Origin of the sequence: Xanthomonas arboricola, assembly GCF_002940665.1 — a bacterium.
In the GTDB taxonomy this organism is placed as follows: Bacteria; Pseudomonadota; Gammaproteobacteria; order Xanthomonadales; family Xanthomonadaceae; genus Xanthomonas; species Xanthomonas arboricola_B.
Genome location: NZ_MIGY01000002.1, coordinates 163,426 through 181,434, shown reverse-complemented (window position 1 = coordinate 181,434; position 18,009 = coordinate 163,426). Strand labels below are relative to the sequence as shown.

Below are 18,009 nucleotides of genomic sequence, written 5' to 3'. Positions count from 1 at the left end.
TCAGTCGCTGGCAGAGGCCTTGGCCGCTGCTGCCGCCGATGCGGCAGCATCTTCGGCGGCATACGGCGAGACCCCACCGTCGGCGATGAACCGGTCGATGCGCGCCTCCAGCACCGGCAGTGGCACCGAGCCGGTCTGCAGCACCGCATCGTGGAAATGGCGCAGGTCGAATTTTTCGCCCAGGACGGTTTCGGCCTTGCGCCGCAGCTGCAGGATCTTCAGCTCGCCCAGGTAATACGACAACGCCTGCCCCGGCCAGGCAATGTAGCGGTCCACCTCGGTGGTGACCTCGTGCTCGCTCAAGGCGGTGTTGTCGCGCAGATAGGCCTGCGCCTGCGCGCGCGTCCAGCCCTTGTGGTGGATGCCGGTGTCGATCACCAGGCGGCAGGCGCGCCACATCTGGTAGGTGAGATAGCCGAAGCGGTCATAGGGCGTGTCGTACATGCCCATTTCCTGGCCCAGGTACTCCGAATACAGGGCCCAGCCTTCGCCATAGGCAGAGATGTAGGCGTAGCGGCGAAACTCCGGCAGCCCCTGCGCCTCTGCCGCCAGCGGCATCTGCAGCGCGTGGCCAGGGGAGGACTCGTGCAGCGTCAACGCGGTCAGGTTGTACAGCGGCCGCGACGGCAGGTTGTAGGTGTTGACCAGATAGATGCCCGGGCCACCGCGCCCGCCGGTGTAGAACGGCGCCAGCTCCGGCGGTACCGGCTCGATCGCGAAGCGCCGGCGCGGCAGCCGGCCGATGTAATCGCCCACTTTGGCGTCCACGCGCTTGGCGATCCAGGCGGCCTGCTTGAGCAACTGCTCCGGCGTCTTGGCATAGAACTGCGGGTCGCTGCGCAGGAACTGCAGGAAGGCCGGAAACATCGCCTGCCCCGCCGGCGCCTTGAAGCCGCTGGCGGCGATGGTCTGATCCATCTGCGTGCGTAGCTTGGCCACTTCCTGCAGACCGATCCGGTGGATCTGCTCCGGGCTCAACTCCAACGTGGTGAACTCGCGGATCTGCGCGCGGTAATACGCCTGCCCGTCCGGCAAGGCTTCGCCGGCCAGCGTGGCGCGCGCGCGCGGCTGGTACTCGTTGCGGATGAAGTCCAACAAGTTCGCGTAGGCCGGCAGCACCTGCGTATCGATGGTGTTGACTGCCTGCTGGCGCAATTGCGCCTGCACATCGGCAGGCAGCGTGGCCGGCATCTGCTTGAACGGTGCATAGAACGGATTGGCCTCGCCCTTGGCCTGCACCACGTCGGCGATGGACTGGTCGCGCCCGGTCAGGGTCACCCGGGGCTGGCTGAAACCCCGCGCCAGGCCGGCGCGCATATTGTCGGTGTGCTCGGCGAAATAGCGCGGGATATCGGCCAGCATCTTCAGATAGCGCTGGTAGTCCTCGCGCGTACGCAGCTTGGCCTCGGCGCTGAAGCCCAGGTCGCTCCAGAACGCCGAGTCGCTGTTGAACGGCATTTCCCAGGCGCGAAAATGCTGCTGGTCCAGCAGCACCAGCAGCTGCTGCCGGTAGACCTGGTAGCTCACCTGATCTTCGGCCGGCAACTGCGCTGCCGGAATCGCATCCAGTTCCTTCAACGCCTGTTGCCAGTACGCGGTGCGCAGGTCTTGCGTGGCCACATCGACCTTGGGCAGATGGTCGGACTGCCTGTCCTGGGTGGCCTGGTTGTCTTCATCCACCGCGCCGGACAGTTGCGCCTGGCGCCAGCGCCATTCGCGCGTGTACAACGCCTTAAAGCGTGCCGCTGCACTGTCTTGCGTGGTGGCCGCGGGCGCTGCGGCCTGCGCCTGCACTGCGGTACCGCACAGACCGGCTGCAATCAGCACACTCAATGCGCTCGCGCGCCAGACGCTGCTGGTCTTCATCCGCGTGCCTCCGGCGCCGCCTTGGCCTGCGCGATCCACTGGCGCACGCGCTGCTGCAACATCGCCAGCGGCATCGCGCCGCCGCCGAGCACCGCATCGTGGAAGGCGCGCACATCGAAGCGATCGCCGAGTTCTTTTTCCGCCTCCGCACGCAGCGCAAGAATCTGCAGCTGCCCCAACTTGTAGCCCAACGCCTGGCCCGGCCAGACGATGTAGCGATCGGTTTCGGACTGGATGCTGGGCTCGTCATCGGACGGATGCGCATGGAAGAAATCCACCATCTGCTGGCGGTTCCAGCGCTTGTAATGCACGCCGGTGTCGAGCACCAGCCGATTGGCGCGCAACAGCTCGCCGAACAGCCGGCCGTAGTCGTTGTACGGGTCCTTGAAGAAACCGATTTCCTTGCCCAGGCGCTCGGCATACAGCGCCCAGCCCTCGATATAGGCGTTGTAGCCGGCCTGTTGGCGGAACGGCGGCAGCGGCGATGTCTGCGCCAGCGAGATCTGCAGGTGATGGCCCGGCACGCCCTCGTGATAGGCGGTGCTCTCGATGTTGATCAGCGTGCGGCTGGCGAAGTCGCTGGTGTTGACCTTCACGATGGCCGGCTTGGTGCCTTCCGGATTGCTCTGCCAGTATTCGGCGCCGGGCGCGCTGCGCCGGAATGCGGGCATGGCCTGTACTTCCAGCGGCGTGGTCGGCAGGTGGCCGAACAGCTTGGGGAGCTCAGGTTCCATCGCGGCGATGTACTGGCGGTACTGCTGCAGAATCTGCTCGCCGGAGCTGGCGAAATGGCGCTTGTCGGTTTGTACCGCCTTGCGGAAGCTGGCCAGGTCGGCGAAGCCTTGGGCCTTGGCGATCACCGTCATCTCGCCTTCGATGCGTGCCACTTCCTTCAGGCCGATCTGATGGATTTCCTCCGGCGCCATGTCGGTGGTGGTCTGGGTATGGATGGCGTAGCGATAGCGGCGTTCGCCATCGGGCAGCGACCACAGGCCTTCCTGCGCGCGCCCTTGCGCGGCGTATTCGTCGCGCACGAACGCGGCCAGCTTGGCATAGGCCGGGCGCACCTGCTGCTCGATCGCGGCCAGCAACTGCGTGCGCAGCGCAGCGCGCTGGTCGGCCGGCACCGCGGCATCGAGCTTTTTCAGCGGCGAGGCGAACGGGCTCTGCTCGCCGGTCAGCGCGGCGATCTTGTCGATCTGCTCGGGCAGGCGCTCCAGCAGATAACGCGGCTGCACCAGCCCCTCCTTGGCGCCCTGCCGCGACACCGCGATCACCTGATCGATCACCGTCGGGATGGTCTGCAGGCGCTTGATGTAGTCCTGATAATCCTTGGCGTCCTCGAACGGAAACGCATCCCCATAGCCGGCCAGCCCCAGCTGGATACCGCCGATCGGCTCCAGCGGCATCGCATAGGTCTTCAGGTCGATGCCTTCCAGCTTGTCGCGCAACTGGCCGAGCATCATCTGCAGGCTGAGCTGGCGTTGTTCGTCCAGCGTCTTGCTGTCGATCGCTTCGAATTGCGTGAGCAGCTCGGCAGTGGCAGTGCGCTCGGCCTGCACGGCCTCGAGCGAATAGTCGCTCCACCGATCGTTGTACCGCTTGTCGCCGATGATGCTGGCGAACTCCGGGTTGTGCTGCAACTGGTACTGCCATTGCTTGTCCAGCAGCGCATCGAAGGCATTGGCGGCCTGTTCGCTGGTTGGCGCAGGCGTGGCCGCAGCTGCCGTCTCCGCTGCCGGCGGCGCCGGCTTGCAGGCAGTGAACAAGGCGGCGGCCAGCAGGCCGATGGCGACGGGACGCAGGTGGTTCATGCAGTTACTCCAAGATGCAATGGCGGCTGTAGGAGCGCGCTTGCGCGCGACGGCTTTATCGGGACTGCCCATCGCGCCCGGGTGCGCTCCTACGCGTGCGTGAGCCTGTAACGGCTCATGCAAACGGTTGGTCGATCGCCGGCGACGGCGGGGTAAACCACTGCGCGCCGGTATCGGTGACATAAAAATGGTCTTCCAGGCGCACCCCGAACGCACCGGGCACCACGATCATCGGCTCGTTGCTGGCGCACATGCCCGGCTGCAGCGGCTGCGCATTGCCGCGCACCAGATACGGCGCTTCATGGATCGCCAGACCGCAGCCATGGCCGGTGCGGTGCGGCAATCCCGGCAAGCGGTAGTCCGGCCCCAACCCTGCCGCCTCCAGCACGCTGCGCGCGGCCTGGTCCACCGCTTCGCAGGCGAGCCCGGGGCGGATCGCCGCAAACGCCGCTGCCTGAGCCGCCTGTTCCAGGTCCCAGATGCGCCGTTGCGCGTCGTCGGGCGTGCCGTAGATCCAGGTGCGGGTGATATCGGAGTGGTAGCCCTGCACGGTGCAGCCGGTGTCGATCAGCACCAGCTCGCCTGCGCGCAGGTGCTGCACGCCGGGAATGCCGTGCGGAAACGCGGTGGCATGGCCGAACTGCACGATGCAGAAGGTCGAGCCGTTGTCGGCACCCAGCGCGCGATGCGCCTCGTCGATGAAGCGCACCAGCTGGTCGGTGCCGATGCCCTCCTGCGCGATGCCGGCGGCCAGCCGCTGCACCAGCAGGGTCATGTCGCAGGCCTGCTGCATCAGCGCCAGTTCGGCCGGCGACTTGCACATGCGGCAGCCGTCGATGATGGCCGCGGCATCGCGGATCGCCGTGCCCAGGTGCGCGCGCAGGCCGGTGTGCACGGCAAAGGCGATGCCCGGATCCAGCGCCAGCGCATGCGCGTGGCGGTCGTCCATCACCTGCACCACCCGCGCGTATGGGTCCTCGTGTTCTTCCCACAGATGTTTGGCGACCGCGATCTTCAGCACCGCATCCAGTGAGCCTTCTTCGAACGCGGGGCAGATCAGCACCGGGTCGCCGTCCAGCGTGAGCAGCAGCGCAACCAGGCGCTCGCTCGCGCCCCAGGGCACGCCGGTGAAATAGCGCAGCGACGTGCCGGCGCCGATCAACAACGCATCCACGCCGTGCGCGCGCATCAGGCGGCGTGCGCGTTCGATGCGCTGTGCGTACTCCTGCGCGGCGATCGGTGCGGCGCGCTGCGTCCACGGCGTCAACTGCGCGCGCGCCTGCTCCAGCGACAGCCCGCCGATCTGGCTGCTCATGCGCCCGCTCCGAGGTCGGCGGTGCTCCATTGCCCATCGACCAGACGCGCCACACCGCCCGGATTGCGCTGGCGCAATTCGGCCGGCAACAAGGCGTCCGGCACCGCGTCGTAGCTGTGCAAGGCGGCGAAGCGGCGGATCGAACCGGGCATGCCCACCGCGGTGAACCCCGGGTGCCCGGTGCTGGGGAACGGCCCGCCATGATTCTGCGCCGCGCTCACCGCCACGCCGGTCGGCATCTTGCTGTTGATCAACCGCCCCACCCGCGCCCGCAGCACCGGTGCGATGGCCTGCCAGGCCGCATCGTCGCTGCCATCGGTTGCGCGATACAAGGTGCCGGTGAGATTGCCTTCGAACGCAGCGGCGACCTGCGTCATCTGCGCGAGGTCGCGCGCACGTACCAGCAGGCTCACTGGCCCGAAGGCCTCGGTCTGCAGCGCATGCGGGCTGGCGAGGAACGCCTGCCCATCCACGCTCAACAACGTCGGCGCATAGCGATAGCCGTCTTCGCCGGTATGCCCGCCGGCAAGCAGCGCGGCGCCGGCAGCGCGCAGCGCTGCCACACCGTGTTGCACGCCTTCCACGCCGGCACCGGAAAACAGCACCATCGGCATGGCGGCCTCGAAATGCGCCGTGGTCGCGGCCACGAACGCATCGCCGGCCTCGCCCTGCGGCACCACCACCACCCCGGGATTGGTGCAGAACTGGCCGCTGCCCAGGGTGCACGAGGAGAAGAATTCCTGCGCCAGCGCGGCGCCGCGTTCGGCCAGTGCGCCCGGCAGCAGGAACACCGGGTTGACGCTGGACAGCTCGGCATAGAACGGCACGCCGGCCGCATCGGCGGCCGCCTTCAGCGCCAGCCCGCCCGCACGGCTGCCGGTGAAGCCGATCGCTCCCAGCCGCGCATCGCCGGCCAGCCGCAAGCCGGCGGCGTTGTCGACGTGATACAGCAACTGCACCGCCGCAGCCGGCAGGCCCGCCGCAAGCAAGGCTGTGTGCGCAAGCTGGGCCATGCGCCGGCTGGTGGCCGGATGCAGCGGATGCGCCTTGGCGATTACCGGGTTGCGCGCGGCAATGGCCGAGGCGAAATCGCTGCCGGCGATCGCATTGAAGGCGAACGGGAAATTGTTCGGGCCAAACACCACCACCGGCTTGCCGAGTGGCGCCAGATGCGAACGCAGATCGGCAGCGGTGTCGATGATGGGCTGGGTCCAGCCATAGCTGCGCACTGCCTGGGCGGCCTGACGCAACTGCCCGCTGGTGCGCGGCAGCTCGTTGCCACGCAGGCGCGTGGGCGCCGGCAATGCGGTTTCTGCATGGGCAAGCGCCACCAGGGTGTCGGCATCGGCATCCAGCGCGTCGGCGTAGGCGTCCAGGAATGCGGCAATCCTTTCGACCGGTGCTGCCGCAAGTTCCGCTGCAACCGCCTGCGCTGCCGCAACCGCAATTTCGACATCCTCCGCACCGCTGACCGGAAACTGCGGCCCGATCGCCTTGCCCGTGCTCGGGTCGGCGGCACGGAAGCTGGCGCTCGCCGCGCGACTGGGTTGCCACCGGCCGGCCAGCAATACCTCGGCCTGCTGTGTTGGCGGGGAGTGGAGCGTCTCGTTCATTGCGGCACCTTCGGTTGCATGAGGACAGACCCTGCGCACTGTGCAGCAGGGGCCGACCAAAAAACGACGCGGATGTCGCGCTGATGCGACATCCTCATCGACCCACCTCGCGCTACGCCGGCCACCGCGTCCGCGCGTGAATCCGCGCGCGGCCTCCATCCGGTGGCGTGCAGCGCGAGCTCATCGTCAGGACAGTTTGGGCGCAGTGGCGATGGCGTGATCGATGACCTTGAGCGCCGCCTCGCGCTCGGCGCCGTCGACCACCAGGCGCGGGGCGCGCACGCGCTCGCTGCCCACGCCGACCTTTTCCTGCACCAGTTTGATCAACTGCACGAACTTGGGCACGGTATCCAGGCGCAGCAGCGGGAGGAACCAGTCGTAGAGTTGCTTGGCCGCCGGGTAGCCACCGTCGCGCGCGAGTTCGAACAGGCGCACCGACTCCTTCGGGTACGCGTTGACCAGGCCGGCGATCCAGCCCTTGGCACCCATGCTCAGGCCTTCGACGATGGCATCGTCCATGCCCACCAGCAGCGCCAGACGCTCGCCCAGCAGCTCCTGCAGCGCGGCAAAGCGGCGCACGTCGCCCGAGGATTCCTTCACTGCCTGCAGGTTGGGGAATTCGGCGGCCAGCTCGGCGATCTGCGCCGGGCCGAAATCGGTCTTGTAGGCCACCGGGTTGTTGTACAGGATCACCGGCAGGTCGGTGGCGGCGATCACCGCGCGCACATGCGCGCCCATCTCGCGCCAGTCGGTGGAGTAGACGTAGGGCGGCAACACCATCAGCCCGCCGCAACCGAGGTCCTTGGCCGCCCTGGCCAGCGCCACCGCCTCGCCGGTCGCCAGGCTGGCGATGCCCGGCACCACCGGCACGCGGCCGTTCAATGCGCCGACCAGCGTCTTGAGCACGGCCAGCTTGTCGTCCACGCTCAAGGTGGCCGCTTCGCCCAGCGAACCCAGCGGCACGATCGCGGTGCAGCCGGCATCCACCAGTTGATTGGCGTGCTTGGCGAGGAAGTCGTGATCGATCTCGCCGGAGGCGGTGAACGGGGTGGTGATGGCCGGCAGCACGCCGTGCCAGAACGCAGCAATACTCATGGATGATTCCCTTGCGAGTCGGAAGTGAACGGGTCGGCCAGCGCCGCGAGGCGGACCGGGAACAACGGCGGCCGGCGGCCGGCGTCGGTGGAAAGCGCGGGCGGGCAACGCCCCAGTTCGGTGAGCGCGGTGCCGCAGATGCGGCCCTGGCAGGCGCCCATGCCGCAGCGCGAAGCGAGCTTGGCATCGCGTGCATCGTTGAAGTTGTCCAGCGCGGCCAGCGGCACGTCCTCGCAGCGGCACACCAGCGTGTCGGGCTGCGCCAGCGCGCGGATGCGTGGATTCAGCGCGAACTGCCGTTGCAGCACCTCGGCGAACGCACGCGCGGCACGCCGCCGCGGCTGCAGGCGCAGCGCAGCGTCCGGTGCGTCGGCAGCCATGTGCCCGGCCATGGCGCCCTCGATCAGCGCGCAATCGCGTCCGCCGATGCCGCAGGCTTCGCCGGCTGCAAAGACCTGCCTGACGCTGGTGCGCAGCAACGCATCCACATGCACCTGTTGATGCGCGCCGTACGCGTCCAGCCGGCAACCGAGCAGCTGTGCAAGCTCGGTGTTGGGCACCAGGCCATAGCCAACGGCTAGCTGGTCGCAGGCAAGCCGCGTGCGACCGGCAGGCCCTTCGATCTCGATTTCGCGCAGTTGTGTGTCGCCATCTGCGGAGACGACAAAGCTGCCGGCGCGATAGGCCACCGCGCGCAATTGCAGGCGTAGCGCCACCGCCTGCGCCGCCTTGCCCGGCCAGCGCCACAACTGCAATGCAAACTGCCGCAACGCAGCTTTAGAGGTCTGTTCGTGGATGCCGAGCACCCGCGCGCCATGCCGTTGCAGCGTGGCCGCACTGGCCAGCAGCAGCGGGCCGCTGCCGGCGACCACCACGCGCTTGCCGGCCAGCGGCCAGCCCTGCTTGGCCAGCGCCTGCGCCGCGCCGGCGCCGGTGACGCCGGGCAAGGTCCAGCCCGGAAACGGCAGCAGCAATTCGCGTGCGCCGGTGGCCAGCACCAGGGCGGCGTAATGCAGTTGCACGGAACCGTCCGGGCCATCGGCCAACAGCCAGCCCGGCTGCGCCAGCAGGATCTGCGTCTGCGTCAGCAGCGTGATCGATGACGCGGCCTGTACCTGCCGCAACAGCGCGCGCGCATCGGCCGGTGCGCCGTGCCGCACATCGTTGCGCCACACCTGCCCGCCGGCACGCGGCTGCATGTCGACCACGCCGACCCGCACGCCATGACCGGCTGCCGCCTGCGCCGCCGCCAGGCCGGCCGGGCCGGCGCCGATCACCAGCACGTCGAAATGCTGCACGCGCTCAGCCATCGGTGCGTACCTGCATGCCGTTACGCGCATCCACCAGGCAGGCGCGTTGCTGGCCGACGCCGTCGATGCGCACCCGGCATTCGAAACACACGCCCATGCCGCACAACGGCGCGCGCGGCTGGCCGCTGCATGATTGCCGGAAATGCAGCGTCGCCAGCGCCACCGCAGCGGCCACGCTGGCGCCGGCCGGCACCTCGACCGCTTGCGCATCCACGTGCAGACGCACCATCGCGCTCATGCGGCCGCACCGTGCACGGCGCGCGCCGGAGCGTACGGGCTGGGGTCGATGGCCGGGGTACGCCCGAGCAGGCTGTCCACGATCACCCGCGCGCTCCCCAGCGCCGTGGTGACCCCCAACCCCTCGTGACCGGCGGCCACCCACACGTCGCGCCGGCCGGGCACCGCCCCGAGATACGGGCGCCCGTCCGGCGTGGCCGGGCGCAGCCCGGTCCACACCCGGATCGCCTGCAACTCGCGCAGCACCGGCAGATACGCGAATGCGCGCTGCAACATCTGCTGCAGCACCGGCAGCGACAGCGCGCGGTCGTGCTCGCCGAACTGGCGCGAGGAGCCGATCAGGATCTGCCCGGTCGGCCGCGGCTGCACATTGAACGCCACGCTGGTGGCGTCGGCGCCATGCGCCGAATCGGCGTAGCCCAGTTCCAGTAGCTGATGCCGGATCAAGCCCGGATGCCGGTCGGTGATGACCAGATGGCCCTTGCGCGGGCGCAGTGCCAGCTCGGGCAACAGCTGCGGCAAGGCCACGCCGCTGGCCACCAGCACCGGGCCGGCCAACAGCTGGCCATCGTCCAGACGCACCCCATGCGCCTGCAGCTGCTCCACCTTGCGGCCCGCAAACAGGTGCGCACCTGCCTTGCAGGCCAGGCTCACCAGATGCCGCGCCACCCGCGGCGGATACACCACGGCTTCACCGGGCACGCGCATGCCGCCGGCCAGGCCCGGCACCAGTTGCGGCTCCAGTGCATACAACTGGCCGGCATCGATGGCGTCGGCATGCAGGCCGGCCGCCGCCAGCCGCGCGATCTTGGCCGGCACCGCCGCCAGTTCGCGCGCATCGCGGGCCACCCACAGCGTGCCGCAGCGGCTGAACTCGGCCTCGCTCAGTTGTACAAAACGCTCCCACAGCCGCAGCGAATACGCCGACAGCGCCAGCTCGGCGGGGTCGTCGTCCATCGCCACCAGGTGCCCCATCGCCGCCGCGGTGGAACCGCCGCCGATCGGGCCGGGCTCGACGATCGCCACGCGTAGCCCTTCGCACGCGGCCGCCTCGGCGCAGGCCGCGCCGACGATGCCCGCGCCCACCACGACCAGGTCGTAGCTGCGTCGCGTGGACGCTGCCGACGGCGCCGCATCGGCGGCCGGCGCGCTGCCAACTCCCTCCGATGCTGGCCGCACGGCGTCCATCAGGCCACGATTCCCCAGGCGAACGGGTCGGCTGGGTCGATCAGCAGCTGCGCGTGTGCGATGATGTAGGCGTGCCCGCTGATGCGTGGCGCAATGCCACGCCCGCTGAGGCGATAGCTGCCTTCGAAGGCGCTGCCCAGAATGCCCTGCTGCACCCAGCGCTCGCCTTCGGCCAGCTTGCCGTCGGCGGCCAGGCAGGCCAGCTTGGCGCTGGTGCCGGTGCCGCACGGCGAGCGGTCGTAGGCCAGCCCCGGGCACAGCACGAAGTTGCGCGCCGCGCCGCTGCCGTCGGGCGCGGCGCCGTTGATTTCGATATGGTCGATCTCGCCGCCGGCCTCGCCGCTGATGCCGGCCGCGTCCAGCGCCAGCCGGATCGCTTCGGTATAGGCGGTCAGCTCGCGCTGATGCGCCAGGTCCAGCGCACACGGCGCCTGCCCGGTGATGAAGAACCAGTTGCCGCCCCAGGCCACATCGCCGCGCACCGTTCCGTAACCCGGTACGTCCACGTCCACCTCGGTCGCTATGCGATAGCTCTCGACATTGTCGACCGACACCGTGCCGTCTTCGGCCAGTTCCACGCCCACCGTGCCGACCGGCGTCTCGATGCGGTGCTGGCCCGGCGCAATGCGCCCCAGCTCGGCCAGCGTGCGCACCACCCCGATAGTGCCGTGCCCGCACATACCCAGGTAGCCGACGTTGTTGAAGAAGATCACTCCGGTGCAGGCGCTAGGGTCGCGGGCCGGCAGCAGCAAGGCGCCGACCATGGTGTCCGAGCCGCGCGGTTCGCAGGCGATCGCGCTGCGCCACTGGTCGAATTCGCGGCGAAACCGCTCGCGGCATTGCGCCAGATCGCCATCGCCCAGATCGGGGAAGCCGGAGAGGACCACGCGGGTAGGTTCGCCGGCCGTATGGGAATCGATGACGTCGATGCTGTGCATGGCTCATGCTCCCACTGCCGGCTGGCAGGCGACTAGCGTCCAATGCGAGTTGCAAATGCGGAACTCTGCACAATCGACAAGCCGGTCCACAGCCCCGCGTTTGCGCTAGGATCAATACAGGGCCGCGCCTTTCGTGCAGCCGTCAATCGTGACCGCCACCATGACGCCGATGGACCTCAACCTTCCCGCGCTGGAGATGCAGACGCTGTTCGATGCGCTGCCGAACGTGGTGTTCTTCATCAAGGACAGCGAGGGCCGCTACACCCACTGCAACCTGACGCTGGTACGCCGGCTCGGACGCAAGCTGCGTAGCGAAATCATCGGCCGCTCGCCACTGGAAGTGTTCCCGCTGCCGCTGGGCGGAAGCTACATGATGCAGGACCGCCGCGTGCTGTGTGGCGAGCTCATCGACAACCAGCTGGAGGTGCATCTGTATCCCAACCGCCTGCCCGGCTGGTGCCTGACCTTCAAGCGCCCGCTCTGCGAGGCCAACGAAGTGATTGGCGTGGTCGGCATTTCGCGCGATCTGGGCCAGCCCGACAGCCGGCACTCGGCGTACGAGCGTCTGAGCCAGGTGATGGATCACATGCAGGCCCATTTCGGCGACAACCTGCGCGTGCAGAGCCTGGCCGACCTGGCCGGTCTGTCGGTGGCGCAGCTAGAACGGCACTTCCGTCGCGTGTTCCAGGTGACCCCGCAGCAACTGCTGACCAAGCTGCGCATCGAATCGGCGATGCGGCTGCTGTACGGCGATGACAGCATCGCCAGCATCGGGCAGCGCTGCGGCTTCGCCGACCAGAGCGCATTCGCGCGTCAGTTCAAGGCAACCGTCGGCATGACCCCGCGCGATTACCGTGCGCTCAAGGGGCAGTTGTAGGCACGTAAACATACCCTGACACAGCGCTGGCACAAATGCCGAATTCGGCAGCATTTGTGATGCTGCGGCGACGCGGTTTGCCCCGGTTGTTGCACTGCTGTTGCGGTGCTTAGGATGTGGCCCGGACAGGGTCGCACTGAAGGTCGCGTCAAGGCGACCCTGGGCCCGGATGGTAGAATTTCGGGTTTCCCCTACTGCGTTGCCAATGGCCAGCTTTTTCCGCCGCAACAAACCAACCACGCCCGACAGCGCGCGTACCTCGCGCTATAGCCTGGAAGAACTGGCAGCCGCATTCCCCACCGCGCCGTCTGCCGCCACCCCAGCATCGCCGGTCGAGACAATGCCGACTGCCGAACCCGGCACATCGGCAACGACAGCGTCGCCCGCCCCCACCACACCCGCGCGCAGCGATGCAGTAACGCCAACGCCAGCCGCAACGCCGCCTGTTGCGGCGCCGGCCGAACAGCTTGCGCAGGACATCGCCACGCGCACTGGCCAGGCGCAGAGCATTGCCGCGGTTCCCAGCGCACCCGCGCCGCCGGCGACGCCCGCGCCTGCGGCCTTGCAGGCGCTGCCCGATCCGGTTCCGTCTGCCGCGTCACAGGCTCCCATTGCAGTGGTGGTGCCGACAGTAGTGGTGCCACCAGTAGTCGCGCAGCCTCATAGCGCGCCCATGCAGCCGGCAGGCACGCCGGCACCGACGCCTGCGCAAGGCGCCATGCCCGCAGTCGTACCGTCGACCACAACGCCTGCTGTCGTTGCACCCGCTGTCGTGACGCCTGCCGCCACAACAGCTGCGCCCGCAGTGCAACCGGCCCTCGCCCCGTCGCCCGCCACCGCGCCCAGTGTCGTCGCCCCGGCCGTGATCGGCGCTCCAGCGCCGGCAAGCTCCGACAACGACAGCATCGTCGGCCAGCGCGATGCGCTACCGGCCGCCCCGGCCGGCAAGCCGGGCTGGCGCGATCGTCTGCGCAACAGCAGCTTCGCGCGCAGCTTCGGCGGTCTGTTCTCGCGCAACCCCAAGCTCGACGACGATCTGCTCGACGAGATCGAAACCGCGCTGATCACCGCCGACGTCGGGATCGGCGCGACCACCGCCCTGGTAGAAGGGCTGCGCAAGCGCATGAAGTCGCGCGAGTTCGTCGATGCGCAGGCGATGTTCAAGGCCTTGCGCGCCGACCTCATCGCGCTGTTGCAACCGGTCTCCAAACCGCTGGTCATCGACCGTTCGGCCAAGCCCTTCGTGGTGCTCACCGTCGGCGTCAACGGGGTCGGCAAGACCACCACCATCGGCAAGCTGGCCAAGCGCTTCAAGGACGACGGCAACAGCCTGATGCTGGCCGCCGGCGACACCTTCCGCGCCGCGGCGGTGGCGCAGCTGCAGGCCTGGGGCGATCGCAACGGCGTGGCGGTGATCGCGCAGGGGCAGAATGCCGACGCGGCCTCGGTGGCGTTCGACGCGCTGCAGGCCGCCAAGGCGCGCGGCACCGAGGTGTTGATCGCCGACACCGCCGGCCGCCTGCATACCCAGACCGGGCTGATGAACGAGCTGGGCAAGATCCGCCGCGTGCTCGGCAAGATCGATGCCGCCGCACCGCACGAGGTGCTGATGGTCATCGACGGCACCACCGGCCAGAACGCCATCTCGCAGCTGCGTCAGTTCCATGCTGCGGTCGGCGTCACCGGCCTGGTCGTGACCAAGCTCGATGGCACCGCCAAGGGCGGCGTGGTGTTCGCACTGGCGCGCGAGTTCAATATTCCGATCCGCTTCGCCGGCATCGGCGAGCGCCCGGAAGACCTGCGCATATTCGACCCGGTCGCCTTCGTCGATGCGTTGTTGCCGGAAGCATTGGGCAGCTGAGTGGAAGACGCCTGCCCGCATCTGCAGCCCCTGTACGCAAGCGCGTTGCAGGCCGGCTGCGCGGTGCAGCAGGTGTCGCACGGCTGGTCGCGTGCCAAACGCGTGCTGGAGTTCGCGCGCCCCATGCCCGCCGCGCTGCGTGCAACGCAGTGCAGCGATGCTGCAGTGTCTTACTACCACGCACCTCAGGCGCCGCATTGGCCTGGCGATGAAGGCTTCTTCTGCCAGCAGTGCCTGGTCTGCATTGCGTTTCCACTGCGCTGAGATCGCCACCGCAACACCGCGCTTGTGCTCAGCACCGCCCTCCTTCGCCGCCAGCAGACCTCATGCCCGCAGATCTCGCCGCTTCATCCGCTGACGCCTTCGTCGCCCTGTTGCTGCACTGGTTCGACGGCCATGGCCGCCACGATCTGCCCTGGCAGCATCCGCGCGCGCCGTACCGGGTGTGGTTGTCGGAAATCATGCTGCAGCAGACCCAGGTCGCGGTGGTCATTCCGTACTTCCACAAGTTCGTCGCCCGCTTTCCGACCCTGGCCGACCTGGCCGCAGCCGACAACGACACGGTGATGGCGCACTGGGCCGGGCTGGGCTATTACGCACGTGCACGCAATCTGCATGCTGCGGCCAAACAATGCGTCGCCCTGCACGGTGGCGAGTTGCCGCGCGATTTCGATGCGTTGCTGGCGTTGCCCGGCATCGGCCGCAGCACCGCCGGCGCCATCCTCAGCCAGGCCTGGAACGACCGCTTCGCGATCATGGACGGCAACGTCAAACGCGTGCTGACGCGCTTCCACGGCATTGCCGGCTACCCCGGCTTGCCGGCGATCGAAAAGCAGTTGTGGCAAATGGCGACGACACATGTGGCGCAGGTGCCGGCCGGCCGCCTGGCCGACTACACCCAGGCGCAAATGGATTTCGGCGCCACACTGTGCACACGCGCCAAACCGGCCTGCGTGCTGTGCCCGCTGCAGGACGACTGCGTGGCGCGCCGCGACGGCCTGGTGGAAGCACTGCCCACGCCCAAGCCCGGCAAGGCGTTGCCCGAGCGCGAAGCCACCGCGCTGCTGCTGGAAAACGCGGACAGGCAGATCCTGCTGCAGCGCCGCCCGCCGACCGGCATCTGGGCCTCGCTGTGGACGCTGCCGCAGGCCGAGACCGACAGCGGCATGCGCACATGGTTCGACAACCACATCGAGGGCGACTACGAACGCGCCGACGAGATGCCGTTGATCGTGCACACCTTCAGCCACTACCGCCTGCATCTGCAGCCGTTGCGCGTACGCAAGGTCGCACTGCGCCCTGCGGTACGCGACAATGACGACCTGCGCTGGGTCGCCCGCGCCGATCTCGCATCGCTGGGTCTGCCGGCGCCGATCCGCAAGCTGCTCGACGCACTGTAAGCACGCACTTCAAGGAATCCGCATGTCCCGCACCGTGTTCTGCCAGTACCAGCAAAGCGACGCCGAAGGCCTGGATTTCGTACCGTATCCCGGCGAGCTCGGCCAGCGCATCTTCGCGCAGATCGGCAAGACCGCCTGGCAAGCGTGGTTGGCACACCAGACCATGCTGATCAACGAAAACCGGCTGTCGCCGCGCGACCCCAAACACCGCGTCTTTCTCGAAGCCGAACTGCAGAAGTTCCTGTTCGAACGCAATGCCGACAAGCCGGATGGCTATGTCGCGCCGATGAGCGAAGAGTAAGCATGTCAGGATTCAGCGCGGCCCGCGGCCCGCAAACCACTGCGCTCACCGCCAACAGGCGCGGTCGGTGATCGAGATCGGCGTGCATCACGCATGCTCTCCAGATCCTGGGCAACATCTCCTTCGGGCCGAGCACTGCTGGTCGCGGCTTTAGCCGTTCTCAGACAAGACAGGACAGAACGAGCGCAGCGCAGGATAGACCTGCAGCGCGGCCGCCGCTGCACGATCGCAGCGACCATCTGCAGGCTACATCCTGGCATCGCACTGCCCGATGGGTCCGCCTCAGCCGACACCGGTGGGCCCGTCCAGCAGCATGCGGATCCGTTTGAGCAACTCCTTCTGCGTATACGGCTTGTTGACCACGCCAAATTCCGCACCACCCACGTCAGTGCGCTGAATGCTGGCATCGGCATAGCCGGTGGTCAGCAGGATCTTGATCTTCGGCAGCATGCGGCGCGCCTCGCGCGCCAGCACCACGCCATTCATACCGCCGGGCATGATCAGATCGGTAAACACCGCGTCCACCTCCGGATGCCGCTCCAGCACCTCGATCGCTTCGCGTCCGCTGGATGCGGTCAGGATGCGATAACCGGCACCTTCCAGGAACATCTGCGCCACCACCGCCACATCCGGCTTGTCTTCCACGATCAGGACGGTCTCGCTGCCGCCCTTGTCGATCGCACGGCCCTTGACGGCCTGCAACTCGTTCTCGAACTCGCTGGAGGCGGGAAAGTACAGACGCACCGTGGTGCCCTCGCCCACTTCGCTGTAGATGCGCACGGTGCCGCCGGACTGCTTGACGAAGCCGTACACCATCGACAGGCCCAGGCCCGTCCCCTGCCCTTCGTCCTTGGTGGTGAAGAACGGCTCCATGACCCGGCTGGCGACGTCCGGTGGCATCCCCGAGCCGGTGTCGCTCACCGCAAGGCTCACATAACGGCCCGGTGCCAGCTGGTGATACATCGCCAGATCGTGGCTGGTGATTTCCACATTCTGCGTCTGTACGGTGACCTGCTTGCGCTCGGCCTGCGCCATCGCATCGCGCGCGTTGATCAGCACGTTCAGCAGCGCCACTTCGGCCTGCGTGGTATCGATCTGGCAATTCCACAAGCGCTCGTCCAGCGACTGCTGCATGGTGATGCCGCCGCCCAGCACGCGCTCGGCCATGTTGTTCATGCCCGCCACCAGACCATTGAGATTCACCACCCGTCCGCGCAACTTCTGATTGCGCGAAAACGCCAGCAATTGCTGCGTCAGCGTGGCGGCCTTGGCGGCGGCGGCGGCCGCGTGCTCGGCACTGAAAGCGATGCGTTGCGCGTTATCGCCGCCCTTGTTGGCCATCATCTGGATCACCTCCAGATGGCCGGACATCACCTGCAGCAGATTGTTGAAATCGTGCGCAATGCCGCCGGTCAGCTGACCCAGGGCTTCCATCTTCTGCGCCTGGCACAGGGCGTCTTCGGCATCGCGACGACGGCTCACATCCAGTTGCGAGCCGAAGAAATACACCAGGCGGCCGCTGTCGTCGAACACCGGCGAAACGAACAACGCATTCCAGAACGACGAACCGTCCTTGCGGTAATTCAGCACTTCGGTAGCGAATTCGCGCCGGTTGTCGATCGATTCGCGGACATCGTCGATGCTGGAGCGGTCGGTTTCCGGCCCCTGCAGGAAGCGGCAGTTGTTGCCGATGATCTCCTCCGCCGAATACCCGGTCATTTCCAGGAATGCGCGGTTGGCGAACACGATCGGATTGTCCGGCAGATGCGGATCGGTCACGGTCATCGGCATCCGCGTGGTTTCCACCGCCGCAAAGAAGATATCCGAGCGGTGCTTATCGACAGGAAGACTGCGCGATTCGCCGATGTGAGGCGCCCTTAGCTCTGCGTCGCCGGGATCGTTCAAGTGCATGTTCTCCGCGGGGCCATTCCCGTGGCAATAGTCTAGTCCGGGCCGGTGAGCTGATCCCTCACATCCAAACGAAATGCCTAGCTCACGGTAAGCAGCGATGGCCATGAGCAGCGCATGCAAGCGTGCACCGGTGAGCGATGGCCTGCGCCGGCGCTTGCTGAAAGCAGGTTAATGGCCGCACGGCGGGCCAGCATTGGCAAGCAGGTGCATCGGTCGTTTTGCCGTAGCATGCGCGGGCAGCAAGCAGCTCTTGCGCTTCGTTCGGCCGTTCTGGCGCCGTGGC

The 18,009-nt window shown here is 67.7% G+C and carries 15 protein-coding genes; 5 read left to right on the top strand and 10 right to left on the bottom strand.

Annotation, left to right across the window (positions count from 1 at the left end; genetic code table 11):
• From XarjCFBP7645_RS07690 to XarjCFBP7645_RS07650, 9 genes are all read right to left on the bottom strand, one after another.
• The gene (locus XarjCFBP7645_RS07690; RefSeq protein ID WP_104537855.1) at positions 1–1,866 is read right to left on the bottom strand and encodes a DUF885 domain-containing protein; all 1,866 of its coding nucleotides are present in this window, start codon (positions 1,864–1,866) and stop codon (positions 1–3) included.
• Positions 1,863–3,680: a DUF885 domain-containing protein gene (locus XarjCFBP7645_RS07685; protein ID WP_104536964.1), complete on the bottom strand. Its 1,818-nt coding sequence runs from the start codon at positions 3,678–3,680 to the stop codon at positions 1,863–1,865. The genes XarjCFBP7645_RS07690 and XarjCFBP7645_RS07685 overlap by 4 nt, the downstream gene beginning before the upstream one ends.
• Positions 3,681–3,795: 115 nt before the next feature.
• Positions 3,796–4,995, bottom strand: a complete 1,200-nt coding sequence (locus XarjCFBP7645_RS07680) for a M24 family metallopeptidase (RefSeq protein WP_104536962.1) — start codon at positions 4,993–4,995, stop codon at positions 3,796–3,798.
• Complete coding sequence (locus XarjCFBP7645_RS07675; RefSeq protein WP_104536960.1) at positions 4,992–6,608, bottom strand: aldehyde dehydrogenase family protein; 1,617 nt, start codon at positions 6,606–6,608, stop codon at positions 4,992–4,994. Before XarjCFBP7645_RS07675 ends, XarjCFBP7645_RS07680 begins: the two co-directional genes overlap by 4 nt.
• 186 nt (positions 6,609–6,794) lie before the next feature.
• Positions 6,795–7,703 (bottom strand): dihydrodipicolinate synthase family protein, encoded by a 909-nt coding sequence (locus XarjCFBP7645_RS07670; RefSeq protein ID WP_104536958.1) that lies wholly within the window; start codon positions 7,701–7,703, stop codon positions 6,795–6,797.
• Positions 7,700–9,013, bottom strand: coding sequence for an NAD(P)/FAD-dependent oxidoreductase (locus tag XarjCFBP7645_RS07665; RefSeq protein WP_104536956.1), 1,314 nt, complete (start codon positions 9,011–9,013; stop codon positions 7,700–7,702). Before XarjCFBP7645_RS07665 ends, XarjCFBP7645_RS07670 begins: the two co-directional genes overlap by 4 nt.
• On the bottom strand, positions 9,006–9,251 hold the full coding sequence (locus XarjCFBP7645_RS07660; RefSeq protein ID WP_104536954.1) for a 2Fe-2S iron-sulfur cluster-binding protein: 246 nt from the start codon (positions 9,249–9,251) through the stop codon (positions 9,006–9,008). Before XarjCFBP7645_RS07660 ends, XarjCFBP7645_RS07665 begins: the two co-directional genes overlap by 8 nt.
• Positions 9,248–10,438, bottom strand: coding sequence for an NAD(P)/FAD-dependent oxidoreductase (locus XarjCFBP7645_RS07655; RefSeq protein WP_104536952.1), 1,191 nt, complete (start codon positions 10,436–10,438; stop codon positions 9,248–9,250). Before XarjCFBP7645_RS07655 ends, XarjCFBP7645_RS07660 begins: the two co-directional genes overlap by 4 nt.
• Positions 10,438–11,376: a proline racemase family protein gene (locus XarjCFBP7645_RS07650; RefSeq protein ID WP_104536950.1), complete on the bottom strand. Its 939-nt coding sequence runs from the start codon at positions 11,374–11,376 to the stop codon at positions 10,438–10,440. Before XarjCFBP7645_RS07650 ends, XarjCFBP7645_RS07655 begins: the two co-directional genes overlap by 1 nt.
• A gap of 160 nt (positions 11,377–11,536) precedes the next feature.
• Here XarjCFBP7645_RS07650 and XarjCFBP7645_RS07645 point away from each other — a divergent pair, with 160 nt between their 5' ends.
• From XarjCFBP7645_RS07645 to XarjCFBP7645_RS07625, 5 genes are all read left to right on the top strand, one after another.
• Positions 11,537–12,253 carry an AraC family transcriptional regulator gene (locus XarjCFBP7645_RS07645; RefSeq protein WP_104536948.1) on the top strand — a complete coding sequence of 239 codons (717 nt, stop codon included), beginning with the start codon at positions 11,537–11,539 and terminating at the stop codon, positions 12,251–12,253.
• A gap of 205 nt (positions 12,254–12,458) precedes the next feature.
• Positions 12,459–14,114 carry a signal recognition particle-docking protein FtsY gene (gene ftsY / locus XarjCFBP7645_RS07640; protein WP_104536947.1) on the top strand — a complete coding sequence of 552 codons (1,656 nt, stop codon included), beginning with the start codon at positions 12,459–12,461 and terminating at the stop codon, positions 14,112–14,114.
• A complete protein-coding gene (locus XarjCFBP7645_RS07635) occupies positions 14,115–14,378 on the top strand; it encodes a hypothetical protein (protein ID WP_104536945.1) in 264 nt (87 codons plus the stop codon).
• Between the two features lie 62 nt (positions 14,379–14,440).
• The gene (mutY, locus tag XarjCFBP7645_RS07630; protein WP_104536943.1) at positions 14,441–15,514 is read left to right on the top strand and encodes an A/G-specific adenine glycosylase; all 1,074 of its coding nucleotides are present in this window, start codon (positions 14,441–14,443) and stop codon (positions 15,512–15,514) included.
• 22 nt (positions 15,515–15,536) lie between these two features.
• Positions 15,537–15,815, top strand: a complete 279-nt coding sequence (locus XarjCFBP7645_RS07625; RefSeq protein ID WP_104536941.1) for an oxidative damage protection protein — start codon at positions 15,537–15,539, stop codon at positions 15,813–15,815.
• Between the two features lie 282 nt (positions 15,816–16,097).
• Here the strand turns inward: XarjCFBP7645_RS07625 and XarjCFBP7645_RS07620 are convergent, their stop codons facing one another.
• Entirely contained in the window at positions 16,098–17,720 is a 1,623-nt protein-coding gene (locus XarjCFBP7645_RS07620) for a hybrid sensor histidine kinase/response regulator (RefSeq protein ID WP_104537854.1), read from the bottom strand.
• Between the last annotated feature and the right edge of the window lie 289 nt (positions 17,721–18,009).

Excerpts from the sequence above, each read along its gene's own strand:
- XarjCFBP7645_RS07690 (WP_104537855.1), bottom strand. The coding sequence starts at position 1,866 with ATGAAGACCAGCAGCGTCTGGCGCGCGAGCGCATTGAGTGTGCTGATT.
- XarjCFBP7645_RS07685 (WP_104536964.1), bottom strand. The coding sequence starts at position 3,680 with ATGAACCACCTGCGTCCCGTCGCCATCGGCCTGCTGGCCGCCGCCTTG.
- XarjCFBP7645_RS07680 (WP_104536962.1), bottom strand. The coding sequence starts at position 4,995 with ATGAGCAGCCAGATCGGCGGGCTGTCGCTGGAGCAGGCGCGCGCGCAG.
- XarjCFBP7645_RS07675 (WP_104536960.1), bottom strand. The coding sequence starts at position 6,608 with ATGAACGAGACGCTCCACTCCCCGCCAACACAGCAGGCCGAGGTATTG.
- XarjCFBP7645_RS07670 (WP_104536958.1), bottom strand. The coding sequence starts at position 7,703 with ATGAGTATTGCTGCGTTCTGGCACGGCGTGCTGCCGGCCATCACCACC.
- XarjCFBP7645_RS07665 (WP_104536956.1), bottom strand. The coding sequence starts at position 9,013 with ATGGCTGAGCGCGTGCAGCATTTCGACGTGCTGGTGATCGGCGCCGGC.
- XarjCFBP7645_RS07660 (WP_104536954.1), bottom strand. The coding sequence starts at position 9,251 with ATGAGCGCGATGGTGCGTCTGCACGTGGATGCGCAAGCGGTCGAGGTG.
- XarjCFBP7645_RS07655 (WP_104536952.1), bottom strand. The coding sequence starts at position 10,438 with ATGGACGCCGTGCGGCCAGCATCGGAGGGAGTTGGCAGCGCGCCGGCC.
- XarjCFBP7645_RS07650 (WP_104536950.1), bottom strand. The coding sequence starts at position 11,376 with ATGCACAGCATCGACGTCATCGATTCCCATACGGCCGGCGAACCTACC.
- XarjCFBP7645_RS07645 (WP_104536948.1), top strand. The coding sequence starts at position 11,537 with ATGACGCCGATGGACCTCAACCTTCCCGCGCTGGAGATGCAGACGCTG.
- ftsY (WP_104536947.1), top strand. The coding sequence starts at position 12,459 with ATGGCCAGCTTTTTCCGCCGCAACAAACCAACCACGCCCGACAGCGCG.
- mutY (WP_104536943.1), top strand. The coding sequence starts at position 14,441 with ATGCCCGCAGATCTCGCCGCTTCATCCGCTGACGCCTTCGTCGCCCTG.
- XarjCFBP7645_RS07625 (WP_104536941.1), top strand. The coding sequence starts at position 15,537 with ATGTCCCGCACCGTGTTCTGCCAGTACCAGCAAAGCGACGCCGAAGGC.